This window comes from Draconibacterium sediminis, from assembly GCF_000949475.1.
GTDB classification, from domain to species: Bacteria; Bacteroidota; Bacteroidia; order Bacteroidales; family Prolixibacteraceae; genus Draconibacterium; species Draconibacterium sediminis.
Window position 1 is genome coordinate 1,738,398 of sequence record NZ_JRHC01000001.1, and the last position, 22,213, is coordinate 1,760,610.

21 protein-coding genes are annotated in these 22,213 nt (G+C 41.4%); 7 read left to right on the top strand and 14 right to left on the bottom strand.

The window, feature by feature from the left end; genetic code table 11:
* Positions 1–56: 56 nt before the first annotated feature.
* On the top strand, positions 57–464 hold the full coding sequence (locus tag LH29_RS06980; protein WP_045027134.1) for a hypothetical protein: 408 nt from the start codon (positions 57–59) through the stop codon (positions 462–464).
* Between the two features lie 42 nt (positions 465–506).
* On the opposite strand, the gene LH29_RS06985 is transcribed toward LH29_RS06980, so the two are convergent.
* Complete coding sequence (locus LH29_RS06985; RefSeq protein ID WP_045028884.1) at positions 507–956, bottom strand: hypothetical protein; 450 nt, start codon at positions 954–956, stop codon at positions 507–509.
* Positions 957–1,088: 132 nt separating this feature from the next.
* Positions 1,089–1,931, bottom strand: a complete 843-nt coding sequence (locus LH29_RS06990; RefSeq protein WP_052670651.1) for an N-acetylmuramoyl-L-alanine amidase-like domain-containing protein — start codon at positions 1,929–1,931, stop codon at positions 1,089–1,091.
* 343 nt (positions 1,932–2,274) lie between these two features.
* Here LH29_RS06990 and LH29_RS06995 point away from each other — a divergent pair, with 343 nt between their 5' ends.
* The gene (locus tag LH29_RS06995) at positions 2,275–2,964 is read left to right on the top strand and encodes a hypothetical protein (RefSeq protein WP_045027137.1); all 690 of its coding nucleotides are present in this window, start codon (positions 2,275–2,277) and stop codon (positions 2,962–2,964) included.
* 23 nt (positions 2,965–2,987) lie between these two features.
* Here LH29_RS06995 and LH29_RS24535 read toward each other — a convergent pair whose 3' ends face one another.
* The 10 genes from LH29_RS24535 to LH29_RS07040 all read right to left on the bottom strand — a co-directional run bounded on the left by LH29_RS24535 (position 2,988) and on the right by LH29_RS07040 (position 12,000).
* Positions 2,988–3,143 carry a hypothetical protein gene (locus LH29_RS24535; protein ID WP_157493596.1) on the bottom strand — a complete coding sequence of 52 codons (156 nt, stop codon included), beginning with the start codon at positions 3,141–3,143 and terminating at the stop codon, positions 2,988–2,990.
* Positions 3,144–3,262: 119 nt separating this feature from the next.
* Positions 3,263–3,766, bottom strand: a complete 504-nt coding sequence (locus tag LH29_RS07000; protein ID WP_045027139.1) for an O-acetyl-ADP-ribose deacetylase — start codon at positions 3,764–3,766, stop codon at positions 3,263–3,265.
* A 56-nt stretch (positions 3,767–3,822) separates the two neighbouring features.
* Positions 3,823–4,323, bottom strand: coding sequence for a hypothetical protein (locus tag LH29_RS07005; protein ID WP_045027142.1), 501 nt, complete (start codon positions 4,321–4,323; stop codon positions 3,823–3,825).
* Positions 4,324–4,365: 42 nt separating this feature from the next.
* Entirely contained in the window at positions 4,366–5,031 is a 666-nt protein-coding gene (locus tag LH29_RS07010) for a C40 family peptidase (protein ID WP_045028889.1), read from the bottom strand.
* A gap of 11 nt (positions 5,032–5,042) precedes the next feature.
* The gene (locus tag LH29_RS07015; protein WP_045027144.1) at positions 5,043–6,623 is read right to left on the bottom strand and encodes an amidohydrolase family protein; all 1,581 of its coding nucleotides are present in this window, start codon (positions 6,621–6,623) and stop codon (positions 5,043–5,045) included.
* 303 nt (positions 6,624–6,926) lie between these two features.
* The gene (locus LH29_RS07020; RefSeq protein WP_045027147.1) at positions 6,927–7,661 is read right to left on the bottom strand and encodes an MIP/aquaporin family protein; all 735 of its coding nucleotides are present in this window, start codon (positions 7,659–7,661) and stop codon (positions 6,927–6,929) included.
* 56 nt (positions 7,662–7,717) lie between these two features.
* Complete coding sequence (locus tag LH29_RS07025) at positions 7,718–9,277, bottom strand: glycerol-3-phosphate dehydrogenase/oxidase (RefSeq protein ID WP_045027150.1); 1,560 nt, start codon at positions 9,275–9,277, stop codon at positions 7,718–7,720.
* 23 nt (positions 9,278–9,300) lie between these two features.
* Complete coding sequence (gene glpK, locus LH29_RS07030; RefSeq protein WP_045027152.1) at positions 9,301–10,806, bottom strand: glycerol kinase GlpK; 1,506 nt, start codon at positions 10,804–10,806, stop codon at positions 9,301–9,303.
* Between the two features lie 5 nt (positions 10,807–10,811).
* Positions 10,812–11,171: a PadR family transcriptional regulator gene (locus LH29_RS07035; protein WP_045027155.1), complete on the bottom strand. Its 360-nt coding sequence runs from the start codon at positions 11,169–11,171 to the stop codon at positions 10,812–10,814.
* A 175-nt stretch (positions 11,172–11,346) separates the two neighbouring features.
* On the bottom strand, positions 11,347–12,000 hold the full coding sequence (locus LH29_RS07040) for a carbohydrate-binding family 9-like protein (RefSeq protein ID WP_045027157.1): 654 nt from the start codon (positions 11,998–12,000) through the stop codon (positions 11,347–11,349).
* A 164-nt stretch (positions 12,001–12,164) separates the two neighbouring features.
* Between LH29_RS07040 and LH29_RS07045 the strand changes: the two genes are divergently transcribed.
* Positions 12,165–15,107 carry a DEAD/DEAH box helicase gene (locus LH29_RS07045; RefSeq protein WP_045027158.1) on the top strand — a complete coding sequence of 981 codons (2,943 nt, stop codon included), beginning with the start codon at positions 12,165–12,167 and terminating at the stop codon, positions 15,105–15,107.
* 287 nt (positions 15,108–15,394) lie between these two features.
* Here LH29_RS07045 and LH29_RS07050 read toward each other — a convergent pair whose 3' ends face one another.
* Both LH29_RS07050 and LH29_RS07055 read right to left on the bottom strand, forming a co-directional pair.
* Positions 15,395–16,135 carry an NYN domain-containing protein gene (locus LH29_RS07050; protein ID WP_045027159.1) on the bottom strand — a complete coding sequence of 247 codons (741 nt, stop codon included), beginning with the start codon at positions 16,133–16,135 and terminating at the stop codon, positions 15,395–15,397.
* A 47-nt stretch (positions 16,136–16,182) separates the two neighbouring features.
* The gene (locus LH29_RS07055) at positions 16,183–16,635 is read right to left on the bottom strand and encodes a cold-shock protein (protein ID WP_045027160.1); all 453 of its coding nucleotides are present in this window, start codon (positions 16,633–16,635) and stop codon (positions 16,183–16,185) included.
* A gap of 598 nt (positions 16,636–17,233) precedes the next feature.
* On the opposite strand from LH29_RS07055, the gene LH29_RS07060 reads away from it, so the two are divergent.
* The 4 genes from LH29_RS07060 to LH29_RS07075 all read left to right on the top strand — a co-directional run bounded on the left by LH29_RS07060 (position 17,234) and on the right by LH29_RS07075 (position 22,067).
* Complete coding sequence (locus tag LH29_RS07060) at positions 17,234–17,488, top strand: OadG family protein (RefSeq protein WP_045027161.1); 255 nt, start codon at positions 17,234–17,236, stop codon at positions 17,486–17,488.
* Positions 17,489–17,622: 134 nt separating this feature from the next.
* Positions 17,623–19,518: a biotin/lipoyl-containing protein gene (locus tag LH29_RS07065; protein ID WP_045027162.1), complete on the top strand. Its 1,896-nt coding sequence runs from the start codon at positions 17,623–17,625 to the stop codon at positions 19,516–19,518.
* 9 nt (positions 19,519–19,527) lie between these two features.
* Positions 19,528–20,733: a sodium ion-translocating decarboxylase subunit beta gene (locus LH29_RS07070; RefSeq protein ID WP_045027163.1), complete on the top strand. Its 1,206-nt coding sequence runs from the start codon at positions 19,528–19,530 to the stop codon at positions 20,731–20,733.
* 938 nt (positions 20,734–21,671) lie between these two features.
* Entirely contained in the window at positions 21,672–22,067 is a 396-nt protein-coding gene (locus LH29_RS07075; protein ID WP_045027166.1) for a hypothetical protein, read from the top strand.
* Positions 22,068–22,213: the final 146 nt, after the last annotated feature.

Here is a 22,213-nt window from a genome sequence, read left to right on the forward strand (position 1 = left end):
GCAATAAATGATTTGGCGAGAAATAAAGTTCATCTATCTTTATAAAAAGAACAAGAATGAAACTACCTGTTATAAATAACACCAACCTGGAAAACCTGATGGACAAGGCTGAAATAGTTCAGCAAACAGCCGAGCAGATCATGAAGGATTTTGGGATGTTTGGTGTGGAGATCACTTTTTCGGGCGATACCAATAATGCTTACCACGAATTGCACCAGCAATTAATTGATCAGATAACAGGTTTGGTGGAGACCAACTACGATTTGTTGTTATCGGTGTTGTACCAGGTTGATATTACCAACCGCGAAATCGTTCAGGCAGAGCAGGATTTGCCACATTATTCGCACATCGAAATTATTGCTCACCAGGTGATTGCCCGTGATTTGAAAAAGGTGTTGCTTCGCCGTTATTTCAAAATGAAAGATGGGGAGGGTGGAATAGAAAAAGGAATTGATAAGACATAAAAAAAGCGCCTTACGACGCTTTTCTTCTTATTTCAAGTGATGTTATTGTCCGAATACATACCTAACGTTAAAACCGAAACCCTTGGCATGAAAATCTGTATCTTCAATAATACTTAATGCCGGACGCCAATCTACTCCCAATGCAATAGGAATACTGTTAAAATGATATTCCAGACCAATTTCTCCAATTGCTCCCAGCCAAAACGGATCGTCAATCCACATATATGGACCAACTCCAACGTACCAGTTAAATGCTTCTCCGCTAAGTGGTCGGTAAAGGAAATCCCATAACAGGTCAATTCCAACTCCATCTCCGAATGACACATCAGCGTGAATACGGCTGAACTGCCCTGTACTAAAAATACCATCGATTGCAACATTTCCTCCGGAAATATCACCAAATCGAACTCCAAGTTCCTGTGCATTTGATGAAACTACACCACCAATTACTATAGCTAAAACAGCTATAAATTTTACCATTGTTTTTTTCATAATCTTTAATTTAATAATCATGTGTTTATGAATTCTAAGTTGATAAGTTACAGAAAAATTACATCTTTTGTTCAGTACAAAACAAAAAAAATGCAAAAAAAATGTATTGGGGTGATTGGTCGGAAATGTAATTTATTGCGGACGTGCGATCATTATTCCGGAAACTGAATCCCGGTTTGCCAAATATTCATACAGTGTTTGTTCCGAAAGAATTACTTTCTCAGCTTTTGATGATGCGTGCATAAAGTGAAGTTCATCATCTTTAAAAAAAGCTATTCCAACATGGGTAATATCCAGTCCGTCAACCGTGGTAGTGATGCCAAAAATATCGCCATCTTTAATTTGATCTTTTAGCAATTCAAGTTTCTCGGTAGGAATGTAATATAGTTTGGTTTTTGTTAACTCCTGTTCTTGTTTGTGCAGAGCCTCAATAAATACCGCATTGTTTTTTAATGGCTTATAGCTGTTGGGGTGCTGGCTCATAAAATTAATCGTTTTACTAAACCCGGTATTGCCAATTGATTGCGAAACTGATTTTACCGTGCCCTTTTTGTCGTTATCCAAAATCCAGTCGCTGAAATAATGCAATCGCGATGGGTAGCCGTTTATCTCGCCACCTCGATAACGGATAAGTTGCAACTCGTTTTTAAATTGTTTAAACGATGGTTTTCGTGTTTTGGCAGTTCGCGCCAGTGCCAGGCAGTTTTCGGCAAATGTTGTACAATCCAGTTCACGCAGATTTACGATTAATTGTTCGGGTTCCGTTTCCAAAGTGTGAGCAACGTATGGTGTATTCATCAATAGTTTTCCTGCTTCAACAACAAGTTCTGCCGTTGTATTATTGCTATACTGTTGCAATTCAGTAAGAATGTGTGTGCAAATTTCCTCGTCAGAATTATCGGTGCCATGTTGGGCAAATAGGCTTGTAAAGCCCAAAAACAGTGCAACGACCAACAGAAAAACCTTCTTGTTCATTCTTGATATATTTTTTTTGAAGCTAAAAATTAAAGGTATAATTTTTTTGTAAAAATGGTAATTCACATGGTGTGAATCTAGCTTGAAAACACTTCCATAAGACGAAGGCCAAACCATATGGTTAAAAAGAGCATTGCAAAAGCAAAAACCGAATATAAAATAATTCGCATTTTTCGATTGTCTTTATTTTTTCTTTGGCCCATGTAATTACTAGGTTTTAGCCTTCAGGTGATATACGAAAAAAAGAAACTGATGTTTGAATTAATTAAAAAAAAACTGGCAGAGAGATAGAATAAAGTGAAAAAACTGCTATTTTACGAAGGAATGATATTTAATCAACTTCATGAAAAAGTTAATACTGTTGTTCGTGTTTATTAACTCCTGCGTTGGTTTTAGCTTTGGGCAGATGTATTTGGCCGATGTTGAGTTCGATAAAGTGGGGTGCGAGCAGGTTGAACATTTCGTGAAGAGTCAGATTAAAAACAATACCGAAACTTTCTCGGATGTAAAAGCTTCGTTGCAACCAACTGCCAGCACCGAGGGTTTTCGTTTTCACGAGCGAGAATATGTTATAAAAGACAGCCTGGCCAAAGTTTGGTCGTTTTACGTGCATACCAATCCATCGATTGCCTGGAATGCGTCGCGGTTTTCATTTGCAATGTTGTTTTCGAAAAGTAATAATGAGATGATCTATCCGAACGGACACGTGGATGGAATTGATCCGGGACAGGTAATTTATTTAAACCTGAATGTTTTAAAAGTTAAAAAGCTAGCCACCGCATTTGAGATTACAACGGTTGACGACAAAAAGAAAGTAATTGAATTTAGCTACGTGGAGGATAATATTACACATGGAAAGCAGCAATTAACTTTTACAAAAATGCGAAAAGGATACACTAAAATTACACATCGTACTTATTTTAAAAGTGAGTCTGTTTTGCGCGACCACTTCTTGTACCCTTATTTTCATACGCGCCTTACCAATACCTACCACCGAAACATGAAACATTTACTTAAGGCGTCGGAGAATTAGCATCTTCCTGCCCCGATATCGAGTTATCCCACGCTGCTTGTAAGTTCTCCCGCGATTAAAGTCACTTTTCCCTGGTCCGGCGGCCGTTCTCCCATAAAAATAAGGCGTTCTCCCACGGTTTTTTGCTGTTCTCCCGGGGTCTTGGATGGTTCTCCCACGTTTGGACGTAGTTCTCCCATGCATTTATCCGGTTCTCCCGTGGGAGATTTTACAAAATGTCAGGGAATAGTGTTTTTTATATATGAAAATTTACTTTTTGTATGGGAGAGGTGCCCTTGTTAACCATTAGAAGCATCGGTTAGGTAAGCAAATTATTATAAATGGAGTAATTCTCTTCATCAAACACGCAAAATATCACCGTATCAAGTTCGTGATCATTTGCCAAAAAGTCTTTTACCGTTTGTGTCGCAATTTGTGCAGCCTCGTGTTTCGGGTAGCCGTAAATACCCGTGCTGATGTTGGGAAAAGCAATGGATTTTACACCGTTTTGCAGCGCCACTTCCAAACTTCGGTGGTAGCACGATGCCAGTTTCTCGGCTTCGTTATAGCTGCCCCCGTTATAAACCGGACCAACGGTATGAATCACATATTTTGCCGGAAGATTGTATCCATTTGTAATTTTTGCATCGCCGGTTTCGCAGCCCTTAAGCTGGCGGCATTCGTTTAAAAGTTCGGGGCCGGCTGCCCGGTGAATGGTTCCGTCGACACCGCCGCCACCCAGCAACGATTTGTTGGCAGCATTTACAATGGCATCAACCTCAAGTTGGGTAATATCGCCCCGGTGTAATTGAATTTTACTCATAGCTGTGGCTTTTTCTCTAAGATACAAAGTTTTCAAATACAACGGGGTAAACGGTGCTAGTCGTCAACCATGTCTTCAATGTTTTCGTCCGATTCGGGAATGAGCATTTCTGTTGATTTGGCACGAACATCGTCGAAATTAAGCTTTTTACGGGCAGCCTTTACCACCATGCCAATTACAAATTTTATGGCAATATGTTCGGCCATTTCCGGGAGGTAGGGTATGTCAATTTTATCGTTGGCAAGACGTGTTAAACGTCGCACCAAACGTTTGGCTTCCTTTTTCGAAATGCCATGATCGGTACTTCGGATAAGGTCGTAAAATTCGTTGGGTAAATGGTCGTATAAAAAGGTGTCGATTTTTAGGATTACTTTAATGAGTATTTTTTCTTCGCCACTTTCTTTTATAAAAGGAACATCAATTCTTTCGTTTAATCGAATGGCGAGATCTTTAATTTCTTCTTGCGACATTTTTTGTCGTTTTATAGGTTCTGCATAAAAATCATCCAGAAGTGCTACAAATTCATCCGGAGTAAGATCGGCTACTTTTGTTGTCATAATTTTTTGGATTTAATGATGAGTAAAATGTGTAATGTTTAGTTATGCCTGAAATAATGATTCCAGGAGATCGCGGGTTTCGTTGTTGTAAACGCCATTTATTTTCAGTTCCGGTTTGCGTGTTTGCAGCTCTTTTACGCCGTTTTCGGTTTTTGGGCCAAAATCACCGTCAGAAGTTCCAACGTTAATATTCAGTAGTTTTAGCGCGTCCTGCAAGGCAACCACAGCCGCGCCTTTACTGCCTTTTTGAAGTAACGGATCGGGAATAATGAGTTGCTCCCGAGCGGCCAGTCGCTGATACGATAAAACGGTATTTATGCGGTAAGCTGAAACCGATACGCGGTTGCCCTGGTTACCACCCAGGCAGTAAACACGCTTTTTGTCGGTAGAAACACCCAGGAAAAAACCAACATGCCCTTTCCACGATTCGGGACTTTCGCGCCAGAAAACCACCACATCACCCGGCTCGGGATTTATGGTTTTTACTCCCACATTGAGCCACGAACGCGCATTGGGTTTTTTCGAATATTCCAGGCCGGCTTTCATGGCCACCCAGTTTACAAAATTGCTGCACCACGGAATCTCGTCAGTGGTAACGCCTGCAATGCCTGCTTCTTCGGCGTATTTTAAAACTTCCGGGTTATGTTCCGAGCCAACAATTTCTTCGGTGCCCAACTCGGCAAAGGCTAATTTTAATAAATCTTCCATACCAATTTGCATTAAGGGTTAATACTTAGGAAACGTTTTGGATTAACACTGGCAATGGTGTCGAAATCATCGCCAAATGCTGCCTTAAAATCGTTGAAATATTGTTCCATGCTAGGCCCAAAAAACTGGGTGAGGTAATAATCGGAGCCATAAAGAATTTTCGATTTTTCGTAGCCGGAAAGTTTATCGTAGAAGCTGGTTTTAAAAGTGCTAAGTGTTTCGCGGATGCTGAAAACCATTTCCTGAGTGGTTGGCGATTCAATAACCGTTCCTTCCGAAAAACAGGAAAGGTCGGTGTAAGCATTCGGGTATTTCGGATTTTTAATGATATCGAAAATTGCTTTTGCCCAGTTGTCGATAAAGCCGGTTCGGTAAAGTGCATTCCACACTTTGGCACGTTCGGCAATGGTAAGGTCTTCGCGCAGTATTCGTTTTTTACGTTTTAAAGTGTAGGCCGCACGAATAATTTCCTTGTCTTTGTTCGACAGCGACATGATAGCATCTTCAAATTCTTCTTCGTCTACCCGTTTTTGCTCTTCCGGGAAATTGTAGTTGATGTAATCCATAATCTGGCCACTGCCACCAAAATGCGCAAAATTAATGGTCAGGTCAGGATACTTTTTCATTACCAGTTCCCACAGTTTTGGATGGTTTAATTTTTTCGCCCGCTCGGCAATGGCTTTGTGCACTTTGCGGCTAAAAAAGCGGTAGTCGAAAACAAGTGGCTTTTTAGGTTTTATGGTGTTTCCGTTAATAAGTACATCGCCGCGCACTTTAAGCACCGACGACAAACAGGCAAATCCGCTGTTTGAATTGTGCACCGTAATCGGAATATTGTGCTCCTGGCACAAGGCATAAATGCCGGTTGAGTTGCGGGTGCCCATTAACACCGGATCGGTTGGCGAGAAACCTGCCGGAGCATACAGTTTTACACCGGCAAAGCGACCATCTTCGGCAACAATCTTCTCTTTTAGCTTGTCAACCAGGTTGACGTTGCCTTTGTATTCACGGCGCGGATCGACACTAAAGAAAGGTTTTATTGTTTCGTATTTACCTGCCAGGTACTCCAAATCTGCAATTTGCTGGGCATAGTTGGCATTGTCGAAAATTTCCACTTCCTCATCCGATTTCCGATCGAAACTGTCTTCAAATTGTTTTACATGGTCTCTGATTTTGTCGAATGCCTCGGCCAGTTCTTCGCTCTGTAGTTTACGGTTTACCCGCATTTTAATAAATGGCAGTGCTACCGACAGCAGCCAGAAAATACGTTTTATTCGTTTACGGTAACGTTTATTCTGGTTCTCGTCGTCGTCGTTATCATCGGCATAAGTCAGGTCGAACATTAAAGGAGTAGTAACCACATTTCCCTGGTACACTTTGTCGAGCGCTTCAAACACATCTTCGCTCGATGGCTGCGTAACTTCTTCCAGCGTGCGGTTAATACCGTCAATTTTAAATCTCAGTTCGGCCGATGTAACTCCTTTGTCCACCAGGTCTTTAATGGCAAGTAGCGATTGAACCACATTTACAAGCTTGCGTATAATCACGTCTTTGTTAAAAATGTGGCAGTGGATGTCGTAGTAAGTTGTCATAATTATGGGTTTAAAAATATTAAGCTTTGTTTAGGCTATATCAATATCGAAGCCGCGGTATCATAAGAAACCGTAACTAAGAATATAAGCCTTGAATTGTTTTTCATGCGTCATTGGTTTGTGTTTGCAATCTCCGGGTCACAACTTTAGAGTTTGTAAATTGATTGGATATACAAGTTATGAAATGAGCCGAAAAATAACAACTAATTGGTATGAATATATTTAGGTAGTGCATTAAAAATAAAAAAGTCACTATCGTTTACTGATAGTGACTTCTTTATTATATCGGACGGCGAAATTGCTTTAACAAAAACAAAACAGCGCTGCAGCCAGGGCAGCTCCTGCAATTGGTCCAAGGATTGGAACCCATGCATAAGCCCAGTCAGAACTGCCTTTGTTTGGAGCTTTTAACAAACTATGGATGATGCGTGGTCCCAAATCGCGGGCAGGGTTTATGGCGTAACCTGTTGGGCCGCCAAGACTTAAGCCTATTGCCGTTACCAAAAGTGCAACCGGAAGCGCACCAATTGAACCTAAACCAACTTCAACAGTTTGCAGCTGCTGGGTTTCAAACTTAATATCGGTGATATAAAAGATCACAAAAATGAGTACAAAAGTTCCGATAAGTTCGGTTATAAAATTGTTCTTATAATTTCTGATGGCCGGCGATGTGGCAAAAACACCTAAAAATCCGTTTTTGTCGGTGTTGGCCTTAAAATGATCGCGATAAGTAAACCAAACCAATATGGCCCCGAGCATAGCGCCTATTATTTCGCCGGCAATATATACCGGAACTTTATCCCACGGGAATATTCCGCCCAACGCGAGGCCAAGTGTTACTGCCGGATTTAAGTGCGCTCCGCTAATGGGGCCGGCAACTATTACCGCCATCATTACTGCCAGTCCCCAGCCCAGTGAAATTACGATCCATCCGCCGTTGTGACCTTTGGTATTTTTTAGAACTACATTTGCCACAACTCCATCTCCAAGGAGGATCAGTATCATTGTGGCAATTATTTCCGCTACAAATTCATTCATTTCAGTTACAGGTTTATTTTAATATTCTTATTCGTTTAGTTTAAAGTAAATTGGTTTTACAGGTAATAACCTTTGGCAATTTCGGTAAATTCTTCAACTTGTTGCTTAATCCAGTCAGTATCTTTGTTTAGCTCGTTTGCCATTATTTGTGCCACTTTGGGCGCCATTTCTTCGGCTGCACGCGCATCAAGATATAAAGCTCTTACCCGGCGTGCCAGCACATCATCAAGTGTCATTGCCATTTCTTTTTTGCAAGCCCAGATAACCTCGGCAACAGTAAACTCAAGCCGGTCATGTAGCCTTTCTCCCAACGGCGGATCGTTTTCAATCATCTCTTTAATTTCTTTTGCTTCCGATCCGTACACATAAAAATGATCGTTATGATCAATGTTTTTTGTGTAGCCATGAATTGCCAGATTTTCGGTTTGGCAGGGGCGTTCGGGTAAGCCGGCCAATATAACCGCGTTGTGTATGGTGTCTTCACCCATCTTGCGATAGGTTGTCCATTTTCCGCCGGTAATTGTAATCAGTCCCGATAAGCTCATGATAACTTTATGGCTGCGGGAAATTTCCTTTGTTTGTTTGTCTTCTCCTTCGGGGGCAGCAAGTGGTCGTAGTCCGGCAAAAATACTTCTTACATCGCTTCTTTTGGGAGGGCGTGTAAGGTAGCGTTTGGCAGTATTTAATATAAACTCAATTTCTTCTTCCAGTGCTCTTGGTTCAAGACTGGCATTTTCAATCAGGGTGTCGGTAGTGCCAACTACTACTTTCCCGCGCCAAGGAACGGCAAAAAGCACCCGCCCGTCATCGGTTTTGGGGATCATTATAGCATGGTCGCCTTTCAGAAAATCATGATCGAGTACAAGATGGATTCCCTGGCTGGGTACAACTTTTTTTGGGGTGCCGGGTTCATCCATTTGTAAAATTTCGTCGGTAAAAACTCCCGTGGCGTTTACCACTGCTTTGGCTCTTACGTCAAATTCTTCGCCATCAATAACATCTTTAGCTTTCACCCCGCAAATCATTCCTTCTTTATCTTTTAGCAGACCAATAGCTTTGGTATAATTTACGGCCACTCCGTCGTAATCAATAATGGTTTGCGCAAGGTTTATCGAAAGCCTGGCATCATCAAATTGTCCGTCGTGGTATATCACACCACCTGTTAAGCCTTCTTCTTTCAGGGTGGGTAAAGCTTCCAGTGTTTCTTCCTTTGTGAGGTGCACTGAAGGCCCCAGCCCAAGTTTCCCGGCCATCATGTCGTAAACTTTTAAACCAATGGTGTAAAGTGGTCCGCCCCACCATTCGTAGTTGGGAATAATAAATGACTGGTTTTTTACCAGGTGAGGCGCATTTTGCCGCATTAATCCCCTTTCGCGAAGGGCTTCCAAAACCAGCGAGATGTCGCCCTGTGCCAAATAACGCACACCGCCGTGCACCAGTTTGGTACTTCGGCTCGAGGTTCCTTTGGCAAAATCGGCACCTTCAAGCAGCAGTGTTTTGTATTTTCGTGTAGCAGATTCGAGTGCGACTCCCAATCCTGAAGCGCCACCGCCAATTACAACAATATCCCATTCAATATCGGCCTTGGCTTTCCGTAGTTGTTTGTGTCTTTTCATAAATTTCAGGCTTAGTAAGTAGTTTATTCATCATCGTCGTCGTCAATCCATTCCTTGGCTTTTGTGAGTGCTTTTTGCCATTTGCGTATGGATTTATCCATCACCTCTTTCGAGATTTGAGGCGTAAAAGTTTTGTCTTTTTCCCACTGCGATTGCAGGTCGTTCAGGTCGTGCCAGTAACCAACAGCCAAACCGGCCAGATAGGCAGCTCCCAGAGCCGTTGTTTCCAGTTGGCGGGGGCGAATTACCGGCGATTGCAGTGTCTCCGACTGAAATTGTAACAGCAGGTTATTTGCTGCCGCGCCACCATCAACACGTAGTTCTTTAATTTCAATACCGGAGTCGGCTTCCATTGCTTTTAGCACATCCATCACCTGAAAGGCAATTCCTTCTATTGTGGCTCGTGCAAAATGTCCGTTTGATGTTCCCCGGGTTATGCCAACCACAATACCACGGGCGTACTGGTCCCAGTGTGGAGCTCCAAGTCCGGTTAATGCCGGAACAAAATAAACACCTCCATTATCTTCAACCGAAAGCGCCAGAGCTTCAATTTCCGGTGCACTGTCTATCAGGCCCAGTTGATCGCGAAGCCACTGAACGGCAGCCCCTGCAATAAAAATGCTTCCTTCAAGCGCATACGATACTTTTCCGTTTATCTTCCAGGCAATGGTAGTTACCAGGTTGTTTTCCGACAGGATGGCTTTTTCGCCGGTATTAAGTAGCATAAAACAACCCGTTCCGTAGGTATTTTTAGCCATTCCGGGGTGTATGCATTGCTGGCCAAACAATGCTGCCTGCTGGTCGCCGGCAATACCGGCAATTGGTATTTCGTGTGCAAATATTGTTGTTTTGGTGTATCCCACTATTTCGCTTGATGCACAAACTTCGGGAAGCATGCTTTCCGGAATATCAAAAAGTTCCAGCAGCTCTTTATCCCAACAGCAATCGTTTATATTGTATAGCAATGTTCTGCTGGCATTTGTAATATCAGTAACGTGTTTGTCGCCACGGGTAAGTTTCCAGATTAACCACGAATCAACGGTGCCAAACGCCAATTTTCCTTCGTTTGCTTTTTCTCGTGCACCTTTAACATTCTCAAGAATCCATTGCACTTTAGTCCCCGAAAAATAAGCATCAATTACCAATCCTGTTTTGGTGCGAATCAGTTTTTGATATCCTTTCTCTTTTAGTGCATCGCAATATTTGGCAGTTCGCCGGTCTTGCCAAACAATGGCATTGTAAACCGGTTCGCCGGTTTCTTTGTCCCAAACAATAGTTGTTTCGCGTTGGTTTGTTATACCAATTGCGGCAATATTTTTTCCGTTAATACCAATTTTTGTAATGGCCTCGGCTGCAACTGCTGCCTGCGACGACCAAATTTCATTAGGATCATGTTCTACCCATCCCGGTTTCGGAAATATCTGTTCAAACTCTTTGTGGGCAACCGATTTTATGGCACCGTGCTGATCGAAAACAATAGCACGCGAACTGGTTGTGCCCTGGTCAAATGCAAGTATGTACTTATTCATAAGGTTTATGGTTTTAAGTTCTTGATTTTTAGTAGCGAGTTATCGATCATCTCAAAATAGGCATTCATTAACTCTATTTGTTCAGTGCCCTTATTGGTAATCGTATAATATTTTCGTGGAATTCCTGATTCGAGCTCGTGCCAGCGAGATGTTAGCATTCCATCTTTTTTTAATCGGTTTAATAAGGGGTAAAGTGTGCCTTCCGCAATTTCAATCGACGATAACTCCCGGATTTTATCAATGAGTTCGTAGCCGTAGTAAGTTTTCTTCTCAAGAAAAAGTAAGATCATGTATTCAATCAGTCCTTTCTTGATTTGTGACTTCCATCGAATGTTAAAATCTTGCCCTGTTTTATTATTGGTCATAAACTTTGTTTCAGAAAATTTCCAACTAATGTATAAACAAATACATAGTAATACAAGGTAAGTAGTAAAATAGAATACTGTTTTATAGCATGTGTGCTTATTGGCGGAAAATATGAGAGGTTACATTGTTTGGGGAATTTGCATGTATTTCTGGAAAATGTCTGTAACGCTGCTATCAGCCATTAAACTTAACCGGAGCAAAAAACTCAGGGCGATGATAATCCGGATTTTCCGTGTTAACAGCATTCCAGGTAACAAAATGCGGATCGGAAGTTTCATCGCCACACTTGTAGAAATTGGCCGTTGCTTCCAGTCCGTTTAAAGTTTGTACTTTATCAAAAGCAAAGCACTGCGTAGGAATACAGATCATCATTTCCCATGAGAAATCTCCCGACTTTTCAGCAAAAGGCTGGTCGCCAAGACTCGATTCAATATCGATTTGTTTTACAACTTCGGGCAAAATGGGGGTGCGGTTTCCACGTCCCGGGCCATAACCCACATGAGGCGTGCCAATACAGTTAAACTCAAAATTGTAATAATTCTTTCCGTCAATCGAAATAAAAAACTCAACCGTACTGTCTTTGTAAACATCGCCGTTTATTTCGGTTTCCTGCGCCAGAATATTTTTCTCGCGAACGTAAAATTTTAACCAAATTTCGTTTCCGGTGTGAGCAATCCTGAATTTAAGCTCCGGTTTATATGGAAAGGCTTTTTCCCAATTCAGAATGTCAATGGCTTCAGTTTTTGTGTTTTTTTCCAAAAGCAAAGCTGCTTCCTGTATTGATAGCGAAGTTGTTGTATTGATTTTAGTAACGGTAAGATTCTTCATGCTGTAAGTTTTATGTCCGTAAAGATGTTATTTTTCTATAAACATTTTTGCTGAATAAAGTCAGGTTACCGGGCAGCTTTTATATATTTGAGGTTCTTTAATTGGAACTGCTATGCCGGGCAATACTAAAAAGTTCCGTGCGTATCTTTTTTTTGAAGAAGTAAATGGACCGATTTGAATTTATAATAGCCTTAACCGAGCACCGTTTTTTGGGGCTGGTTTTTCAGCCTTTTTTAATTGAAAAGAAGGAGCGTTTTTATTCGGTGGTGCGATTGGTAAAACCGCACGACTTGAATGATTCGGAGTACACTTTTAAACCCTACGAAAAAGAGCTGGTTCAGTTGATTGAAAAATACAGCGATGAAGGGCTTACCAAAAAGTTTTCACGTGCCGCAAGTGTGTCCGATTTTTACACATCGTTACGCCCCGGTTATTTCGAAAAACAGGTAACGCCTTTTATTGAAAAATGTATGATGCAGGTGTGTTCCATTTTAATGCTCAGCCCGGTACGTTTGTTTCGAAAAGAGGCCAAATATTCGAACCTGTACGACGAGGATCAACTTGAAGTTCCACCGTTTTTTGCCCGCCCTGAATTTGAATTCGAGCGCACCGAAACACAAACCCGTTACAGGCTGCACATATTTTTGGAAGAAAAGGAAATGCTGTTGTCGGCGCGATCGGTGGAGGTGGTAACCAACGATCCGTGTTTATTGATTTACCGAAACCAGTTGGTAGCGTTTGAAAAGCTAAATGCCAAAAAGCTGATGCCCTTTTTCGAGAAAGATTATGTTACGGTGCCCAACACCATCGAAGACAAGTATTATTCAGGATTTGTTCTGAATACTGTGCGCGATTATGATGTAAAGGCTAAAGGTTTTGAAGTCGTTCATGCATCGGCCGGTAAAAAGGCCGTGTTGTCGCTCGAAAATAACCTGCAATACCGGCCGTGTTTGGTGTTGAATTTCGAATATGGCGACGAAAAATTTCTGCCCGATTCTTCCCGCAAAATGGCGGTTAGCGTGAAAAAACAAAACGGCACCTTTGTGTATTACAAAACCACGCGCGATTTTACCTGGGAAAAGAAAGTACTTCAGCTTATTAAAAAGACCGGCTTAAAGGATGATAACGGATCGTACACGCTAAACGGAGTATCGATGCTTGAGCCGCAAAATGCACTGTACTATTTTGTGAACTGGCTAAACGAAAAAAGGCCACAGCTGGAAGAACAAGGGATTGTGATAAAACAGGAACAGCTGGAGAAGAAGTTTTATACCGGGAGCCAGAAACTGGAATTAAAAACGCAAACAAAAGGCGATTGGTTTGATGTTTATGCGGTGGTAAAGTTTGGCGAATTCAGCATTCCTTTTATTCAACTTAAAAAATACATTTTAAACGATATTCGAGAGTTTGAACTGCCAAACGGAGAAGTTGCCGTGTTGCCCGAAGAGTGGTTTGCCCGCTACAAAGGACTTTTGCCTTTTGGTAAACAGCAGGGCGAGCATATAAAGTTTGAGAAGCACCATTTTACTTTGTTACAAAACTCCATTCAGGAGGTTGACAAGGAGGTAAAGCAAAAATATGAGAAGCTGATAAACGCCGAAATGGAGCGTCCGGTGTTGCCTGCCAATTTAAAAGCCAAACTGCGAAATTACCAGGAAGAAGGTTTTAACTGGATGTATGGTTTGTACCGAAACGGACTGGGTGGTTGCCTTGCCGATGATATGGGGCTGGGGAAAACACTGCAAACGCTTACGCTTTTGTTGAAACTTAAACGATTGAAGCAGGAAATTAAAATTCATAATCCTGTGGACGCCAGCGGGCAGCGCGATTTGTTTGCCGACGAAACAAAATCGGAAACCGCTGTGCAACCGGCCAGTTTAATTGTTGTACCCACATCGTTGGTGCATAACTGGAGCAACGAAATCCGGAAATTTACGCCGGCACTTAAAGTTTATCAGCATGTGGGAACGCAACGCAAAAAGGCTGAGGAATTGGGAAAAGTGGCGTCGTATTACGACATTATAATTACCACTTACGGAACGGTTCGTAATGATATCGATAAGTTGCGGGGCACTGAATTCTTTTACCTGATTTTAGATGAAAGTCAGTCGATAAAAAATTCAAGCTCGAAAACCTACAAAGCGGTAATGGATATTAAAGCACGTTACAAACTGGTAATTACTGGAACGCCGATTGAAAATTCCCTGTCGGATTTATGGTCGCAAATGAATTTCCTGAATCCCGGAATGTTGGGGAACCTGGCATTTTTCCGCCGTACATTTATTACGCCCATTGAAAAGCATGCCAGCGAAGAACAAATGGACAAACTGCAGCTGATGATCCGTCCGTTTGTTTTGCGCCGTAAAAAAGTGGAGGTGGCCAAAGATCTTCCGCCGTTGATGGAAGAAGTGCGGATTTGCCCGATGGCGGGTGAGCAGCAAAAATTGTACGAGCAGGAAAAATCGGTTATCCGAAATACTATTTTATCGACCATTGAAAAAGAAGGCCTCAAAAAATCGCAGTTTGTCGTTTTACAGGGACTTACCAAATTGCGTCAGTTGGCCAATCATCCCTCGCTGGTGGATGATGAAGCGTCGGAACGATCGGGCAAATTCGATGAGATATTCCGCATGCTGAGTAACCTAGTGGCTGAAAAACACAAAGTGCTTGTGTTCTCGTCGTTTGTAACTCACCTTGAGCTGCTGGAGAGCAAAATTGGAGAACAAAAATGGAATTACAGCAAATTAACCGGGCAAACCACAAAACGCGAAAAAGTAATTAAAGCTTTTCAGGATGATGAGGATAACCGGATTTTCCTGATTTCGTTAAAAGCCGGTGGAGTAGGGCTTAACCTTACCGAAGCCGACTATGTTTTTATTATCGATCCGTGGTGGAACCCTGCAGCCGAAAACCAGGCGATTAACAGGGCGCACCGTATTGGGCAGGATAAGCATGTTTTTGTATATCGTTTTATTACCGAGAATTCGATTGAAGAAAAGATTCAAAAGCTAAAAGAACGGAAAAGCTCGCTGGCCGATAAATTCATTAATTCGAATAATCCGTTTGAGCAGGTTACGCAGGAAGAGATTGTTGAGTTGTTTAGTTAGGAGTAAGGCAAAAGTAAAAAGTTGAAAGGCAAAAGTTGAGATCAGCAAGGCTGGTCGAATTGAAAATCGGCTACAGCCAAATCCCGATCGGAGCTTAGGGATGAAAAGTTAAAAGTGGAAAGGTAAAGGGAAGATCTATTTCAGACGTGCTTGAGAAGATTGATGGAGATTGAAGGGAAGATTGATGTAGATTGAAAAATGCTTGCTACCTGCAACTCGTACTTGTTTTTTAGATCAATCTATTTCAATCTTAAAATCAATCTAAATTTCAATCTGAATAAATCCGGCTATCGTTTTTTATTCCGAACGTACATCAGCTTGTATTTTCCCTGGCCTACACGCTGATCGATTTCAAACATCCCGGTGGAGTCGATCAGCGGTGTCAGTTTTTCAAAACCATAGTTTCGCGAGTCGAAATTCGGTTGTTTCTTTTGGAGTAAACTCCCAACATCGCCAAGGAAAGCCCAGCCGTCATCGTCGGCCAGGTCCGATATGGTTTTCGAAATCAAGCGAATAACTTTGGGTGTTATCTTATCAACACCACCTTTTTTATCCGCTTTGCTCGATGTAATGTTTTCGTTTTCTTTCGAGCGGCTTTTTAATATTTCAATATAAATAAAGCGATCGCACGAAACGATAAACGGATCCGGCGTTTTTTTCTCGCCAATGCCAATTACATGCATTCCGGCTTCGCGCAGGCGTGTTGCCAGCCGGGTAAAGTCGCTGTCGCTCGATACCAAACAAAATCCATTTACTTTTTCGCTGTAAAGGATGTCCATGGCATCGATGATCATAGCCGAGTCGGTAGCATTTTTTCCTGCGGTGTAACCGTATTGTTGTATGGGTGTAATTGCATTGTCGAGCAAAAGGGTTTTCCACTTGGTTAAACCCGGTCGGGTCCAGTCGCCATAAATACGTTTAATGGTTGGATTGCCATATTTGGCAATCTCCTCCATCATTTCTTTAACGTAAGCAGAGGGAATATTATCGCCATCGATAAGTACCGCTAACTTTAAATCTTTTCCCATCTTATAAACTGTTTTGGCAGAAGCTGCCGTTTGTTTTGGTGAACAGATTAGCCCGAGATCTTCACATTCATCGCCGCAGGTCCTTTTGGTCCTTGTCCTTCTTCGTAGGTAACCCGGTTTCCTTCTTTAATATTGCCTTCAACTTCGTTAATGTGAACAAAGATATTTTGGTTGTTCGACAGGTTGCGAATAAAACCGTATCCTTTTTGTTCGTTAAAGAATGTAACTACACCTTGTTTTTCTTTAGGCTCTGCTTCTCCGTAACCGCCTTTTGGTACACTTACATCAATATCTTCAACGTTTACTTCCTCCTTTTGTGTTTCATCCGGCGGAGTATCGGTGATGTTACCAAACTCATCAACATAGGCAATCATGTCGTCCAGTCCTGAATTGCCTCCGGTTTCTTTACGAGCCTGTTTTCTTGCTTCTTTTTCTTTTCTCTTCTTTGCTTGTTTTTTTCTTACTTCTTTTTTACCAAATGTTTCTTTCGATCTTCCCATATATAATTTTAATAGTGATTTTAGCTTACTGACCTCGAATTTAATAAATATCAGCAGCTATTAAAAAAGTTTTTAATGTTAAGAAATGAGATTTAAAGAAAAGTCATATATCCTAAGATGGGGGATCAGGAGGTAAAATCAAAATTCTTAAACCTAAAATCTGGCGCAAAGGTACATTAAATTTAAACACTAAATAAATTCGATAGAACTGTTTATTGGTATAGCTGGGTTTTCTCCCTGCTTATGTTTTCAAATCGTTACATTTTTTGTCGCAATCAGGATATTCAGGTCTTAAGTTCATTTTGTTTTGCAATGTGTGTTTTGTACACAAAAAATCCTTCAAATCTAACCTTAATGTTAACTGCTTGATATTTATGTTGTAAAGCAGGTGTTTTGGAAATATTTTTTTTGACGACCTATAAACTCTTCATAGTTAAATATTTGCATATGTAAAAAGAAATAATTCTTTATTTAAAATTACAAAGTGATATTAAAACCCTTAAAAAAGTATCAAATCGTAAGTTAAATGAATCGCTATGTGATAATGAAATATATATTTGCAAGCTCTAAAAAATCAATTTAAACAAAAAACACAAAAATGAACGAAGCTTTAAAATTGATGCTTACGGGCATGAGTACGGTATTTTTTATCCTCATCATGGTGGTGGTTTTGGGTAACATTATTATTCGAATTACCAATCGTTTTGCTGTTGCTGTTATTGATCAATCGGGGGCTGCAGCAACTTCGCAACAGGAAATTAACCCATCAAAACTGGCCGCTATTGTTTCTGCTGTTGAAATTACTACCAAAGGAAAAGGCAGCGTTACATCGGTGGAGAAAATAAAAGAGTAGTTAACGGATATCAAGTTCAGTCACCTTTTCCCTGGAGGCAGTTCAACTAACCGCAAAGAATAGAGCAGGCGAGGGAAAAAACGGCGACGAAGTAAAAGGTATCTTTTTATCCAATAAAACCAAAATAAACAGAAATGAAGAAAGAAATCAAATTTAGCTTGCTGTATAGAGATATGTGGCAATCCTCAGGGAAATACGTTCCCAAAGTAGAACAACTTGAAAAAGTAGCACCCGCAATTATCGATATGGGATGTTTCGACAGGGTCGAGACCAATGGTGGTGGATTCGAACAGATCAACCTTTTGTTTGGCGAGAATCCGAATATTGCCAACCGCAGATGGACACAGCCGTTTAACGATGCCGGTATTCAAACACATATGTTGGAGCGTGCTTTGAATGGTATTCGTATGAGCCCGGTTCCTGCCGACGTTCGTAAGCTGATGTTTAAAGTAAAAAAATTACAGGGTACTGATATTGCCCGTTCTTTCTGTGGATTGAACGATCCGCGAAACCTTGAAAACTCGATAAAGTTTGCCAAAGAAGGTGGAATGATTTCGCAGGCAGCGTTGAGTTTAACCATTTCGGAAGTGCACACGGTGGAGTATTACACCAACCTGGCCAACACCTTAATTGAAATGGGTGCCGACGAGATTTGTGTAAAAGATATGGCCGGTATTGGTCGTCCTGCTTTCATCGGTAAAATCATTAAGAATATAAAAACTGCACATCCTAAAACTACTGTTCAGTACCACGGTCACTCAGGCCCAGGTTTCTCAATGGCAAGTATTTTAGAGGCTGCACGTGCCGGAGTTGATTATGTCGACGTTGCTATGGAACCACTTTCGTGGGGTACAGGCCATGCCGATGTATTGGCTGTGCAAGGTATGTTAAAAGATGCCGGTTATGCAGTAAAAGAAGTGAATATGAAAGCCTACATGGAAGTTCGTGCGATGACTCAGGAGTTTATCGACGATTTCCTTGGTTACTATATCAACCCGAAAAACCGTCATATGAATTCGTTGTTGATCGGTTCTGGTCTTCCGGGCGGAATGATGGGGAGTTTAATGGCCGATCTGGGTAACAACCTCGAGAGCCTGAATAAATGGCTTACAAAACGCAATAAACCAACCTTAACGCAGGATGATCTGCTGATAAAACTGTTTGATGAGGTAGAATACATCTGGCCGAAACTTGGATACCCACCGCTGGTAACTCCATTTAGCCAGTATGTTAAAAACCTGGCGCTGATGAACGTGTTGCAGGTAATTAAAGGCCGCGAGCGCTGGAGTATGATTGCCGATAACATCTGGGATATGATTATCGGAAAATCAGGAAAACTTCCCGGAGAACTTGCACCGGAAATTATCGAGCTAGCCAAAGCAAGCGGAAAGGAATTCTTTACAGGCGTTCCGCAAGAGCAGTATCCTGATAACCTGGATGTGTTTAAAAAAGAAATGGACGACAACGGTTGGGATTATGGTCAGGACGACGAAGAGTTGTTCGAGCTGGCTATGCACCCCGAGCAATACCGTGCCTATAAATCGGGTAAAGCAAAAGCCGATTTCGAAGCCGACCTTGCCGAGAAGAAAGCTGCTGCCGAGCCAAAACCAGAGGTAGTTGAACTTCCTGCAGCTGCGTTCGAACCAAAATCAATGATTATTGATGTAAACGGCGAGAAATTTAAGGTAGGTGTAAGTTATGGTGAGATTACCGCTGCCGGTGCTGCTTCGGGTAACGGATCGTCAGGTAATGGTGCTGCTAAAGAGGAAGCTGTTGCTGCTGCCACAAACGGAAATGTTGCTGCTGAAGTTATTGCGCCGCTGGAAGGAAAATTCATGTTAACAAAAGATACATCGGAAACCGCGCTTAAAGTTGGCGATACAGTAAAAGAGGGTGATTTGGTTTGTTACATCGAATCGATGAAAACCTACAACGCTATTGTTGCGGAGAGCGATGGTACTGTTGCCGCTATTTTAAAAGCCAATGGCGACAGCGTAGATGAAGACGATGTTTTGATTCAACTGTCATAAAACAGATTTATGGATATTTTATCAGAACTGTTTAACATGACCGCACTTGGCGAGATCACCTACCAGACATTGATCATGTGGGCGATTTCGTTTGTGCTGCTTTATCTTGGAATAAAGAAAGGGTATGAGCCACTGTTGCTTATCCCGATTGCATTTGGTGTGTTGCTGGCCAACTTTCCGGGGGGACAAATGGGTGTTGTAAACCCGGATCTGATTGAGCTGGAAGGACACCGGTATATGAACCTGTTTGAAATTGCGCACGATTACGGGATTATGAATTACCTGTATTACTCGCTGATTAAAACCGGCTTACTGCCTCCTATAATTTTTATGGGAGTTGGAGTACTGACTGATTTTGGTCCGATGTTGCGTAACCTGAAACTGGCATTGTTTGGTGCCGCTGCACAGATTGGTATTTTTGCCATCTTACTGGGGGCTGTTGCTGTTGGTTTTACGCCTAAAGAAGCGGCTTCGCTGGGTATTATTGGTGGTGCCGATGGCCCAACGGCTATTTACACTACCATTAAACTGGCTCCGCATTTGCTTGGCCCTATTGCTATTGCGGCGTATTCGTACATGGCATTGGTGCCGGTAATTATTCCGTTGGTTGCAAAGTTGTTTATCACGAAGAAAGAGTTCACCATCAACATGAAACAGATGGAGAAACAGTACCCGGCAAAATACGAGATCAAGAATATGAAAGCTGCCAAAATTATTTTCCCTATTGCTTTGGGAACACTGGCTGCTGTTCTGGTTCCGTCGTCGGTACCGCTGTTAGGAATGCTGTTGTTTGGTAACCTGATTAAAGAGGTTGGTTCGTCGACAAGCCGTTTGGCCGATGCCGCACAAGGACCGATTATGAACACCGCAACTATTTTCCTTGGGCTTACCGTTGGAGCAACTATGACTGCTGAGGTTTTCCTTTCGGCAAAAACACTGGGTATTGTGGTTGGAGGTTTTGTGGCCTTCGCCATATCGATTGCCGGTGGTATTTTTGCCGTGAAACTGGTAAACCTGTTCAGCAAGAAAAAGATCAACCCGCTTATTGGTGCAACCGGACTGAGTGCCGTGCCAATGGCATCGCGTGTGGCTAACGAGCTGGCATTGAAATACGACAAAAAGAACCACATTTTACAGTACTGTATGGCCAGTAACATCTCTGGTGTAATTGGCTCGGCAGTTGCTGCAGGTGTGCTTATTTCGTTCTTAATGTAGTTATATTATAGAATTTGATAGAAGAAGGGGAGACCGCAAGGTTTCCCCTTTTTTGTGCGCTATTCAGCAGGTGATTTCAAGTTACCTGATGAATTTGTTTACTACCACTCGTTTGTAACGAGGGATAAGAGAGAGCATTCCATCGAAGCCTCGAACCTGGCATTGCTGCTGTTTCCCCTCTTGAGGGGAAATGTCGACAGACAAAGGGGTAAAGCATGATATTGCCGTTCATAATTAAACAGCCCACCCCAAATGGGCAGGCTGTCAATGTCAAAAATTATAAATGAAAAACAGAATCCTGGATTCTGCAGTATTTTTGTTTTGCGGCAGAATTAGCCGTTGCTTATTTTGTTTCGTTGTTGTTTTGGTTATGAATAGGAATAACGATTTTTTTTTAAAAGATTAAACAATTTAAAGGATAGTCGAATTTTTATACAATTTACTGACATTCGTTCAGAAAATCAAGAGATTGGGTAAACTCTTTCTTTTTTTAATGAGATATTTTATTCGTGATTGATGTATTTTCCCCCATTGGTGAAGAAGTATATCAATAATTCGTTTTCCAGACATCTCCCGGCACATTTCATTTATGTTAATAATTTCACCATCTGTAAGCCGGAGAAATAAAAAATATGTTTAGTTTTAAATTACTAAAGCAGAATACCGTGAATACGCGCCCTGGAATAGCAGTAAAAAATAAGAAGAATATGATGATAGTGCTTTACATGCCATATTGGGCATATAGAGACACTTGTTGTAACGATATAAGCGATATAGAATCAAGATGAACAAAACACATACGCTGTGGTGCATTTTTGCACATCTTATATAAAAGCAAATATGTGAATCTCATGGGGATGGCTGAAAACTAAAAGACCGAAATTGGATTTAATTTTTTTTTTAATATCAAATTAGGTACTGATTAAAAACCAAAAAAAATGATTAAGAATGTAATTATCGTATTAACAGTTATTGTTACTTTCGGATATTCATGTAGCAACAACCAAATTAATGAGTTACAAGGTTTATATGTTATTGGGGGCTTTCGACAGCAACCAGACATCAATCCTGACACACTGTATAATCTGGTTATTTCAAAGTTTGGCGAGACTCCATTTAATTTTATCAGTAAAGATTCTGTCATCCTCGATGAAAAATTTGGTGAAACATTCTTTGGTGCTTCAGAATTTAAGTATCAATTAACCAACAAAACCTTAACCTTCATAGAAGGAGATAAAAGGATAACAATGAATTACACTTATGATGGTGCTTTTAGGCTAGATATTGATAATCCTTATTTAGTGCGATTGGATTTGATAAAAAAAACTAAATGATAAACAATAAAAAACGACACCACAACATTTTGTAAATTCCATTGCGGTTTCGGTGCAGGTTGTCGCCTCAGGTTCTCGCATGATTGTCTTTCGTCCTGCGGACGGACAATCACACGCAATCCGCAACCACAACTTACAATTTTCCG

Bases quoted from the DNA above. Each gene is read 5' to 3' on its own strand.
- LH29_RS06980 (WP_045027134.1), top strand. From the start codon at position 57: ATGAAACTACCTGTTATAAATAACACCAACCTGGAAAACCTGATGGAC.
- LH29_RS07015 (WP_045027144.1), bottom strand. From the start codon at position 6,623: ATGACAACTTACTACGACATCCACTGCCACATTTTTAACAAAGACGTG.
- LH29_RS07035 (WP_045027155.1), bottom strand. From the start codon at position 11,171: ATGACCAATAATAAAACAGGGCAAGATTTTAACATTCGATGGAAGTCA.
- LH29_RS06990 (WP_052670651.1), bottom strand. From the start codon at position 1,931: ATGAACAAGAAGGTTTTTCTGTTGGTCGTTGCACTGTTTTTGGGCTTT.
- LH29_RS07070 (WP_045027163.1), top strand. From the start codon at position 19,528: ATGGATATTTTATCAGAACTGTTTAACATGACCGCACTTGGCGAGATC.
- LH29_RS06985 (WP_045028884.1), bottom strand. From the start codon at position 956: ATGAAAAAAACAATGGTAAAATTTATAGCTGTTTTAGCTATAGTAATT.
- LH29_RS07000 (WP_045027139.1), bottom strand. From the start codon at position 3,766: ATGAGTAAAATTCAATTACACCGGGGCGATATTACCCAACTTGAGGTT.
- LH29_RS07040 (WP_045027157.1), bottom strand. From the start codon at position 12,000: ATGAAGAATCTTACCGTTACTAAAATCAATACAACAACTTCGCTATCA.
- LH29_RS07055 (WP_045027160.1), bottom strand. From the start codon at position 16,635: ATGGGAAGATCGAAAGAAACATTTGGTAAAAAAGAAGTAAGAAAAAAA.
- glpK (WP_045027152.1), bottom strand. From the start codon at position 10,806: ATGAATAAGTACATACTTGCATTTGACCAGGGCACAACCAGTTCGCGT.
- LH29_RS06995 (WP_045027137.1), top strand. From the start codon at position 2,275: ATGAAAAAGTTAATACTGTTGTTCGTGTTTATTAACTCCTGCGTTGGT.
- LH29_RS07010 (WP_045028889.1), bottom strand. From the start codon at position 5,031: ATGGAAGATTTATTAAAATTAGCCTTTGCCGAGTTGGGCACCGAAGAA.
- LH29_RS07025 (WP_045027150.1), bottom strand. From the start codon at position 9,277: ATGAAAAGACACAAACAACTACGGAAAGCCAAGGCCGATATTGAATGG.
- LH29_RS07045 (WP_045027158.1), top strand. From the start codon at position 12,165: ATGGACCGATTTGAATTTATAATAGCCTTAACCGAGCACCGTTTTTTG.
- LH29_RS07005 (WP_045027142.1), bottom strand. From the start codon at position 4,323: ATGACAACAAAAGTAGCCGATCTTACTCCGGATGAATTTGTAGCACTT.
- LH29_RS07050 (WP_045027159.1), bottom strand. From the start codon at position 16,135: ATGGGAAAAGATTTAAAGTTAGCGGTACTTATCGATGGCGATAATATT.
- LH29_RS07060 (WP_045027161.1), top strand. From the start codon at position 17,234: ATGAACGAAGCTTTAAAATTGATGCTTACGGGCATGAGTACGGTATTT.
- LH29_RS07075 (WP_045027166.1), top strand. From the start codon at position 21,672: ATGATTAAGAATGTAATTATCGTATTAACAGTTATTGTTACTTTCGGA.
- LH29_RS07020 (WP_045027147.1), bottom strand. From the start codon at position 7,661: ATGAATGAATTTGTAGCGGAAATAATTGCCACAATGATACTGATCCTC.
- LH29_RS24535 (WP_157493596.1), bottom strand. From the start codon at position 3,143: ATGGGAGAACTACGTCCAAACGTGGGAGAACCATCCAAGACCCCGGGA.
- LH29_RS07065 (WP_045027162.1), top strand. From the start codon at position 17,623: ATGAAGAAAGAAATCAAATTTAGCTTGCTGTATAGAGATATGTGGCAA.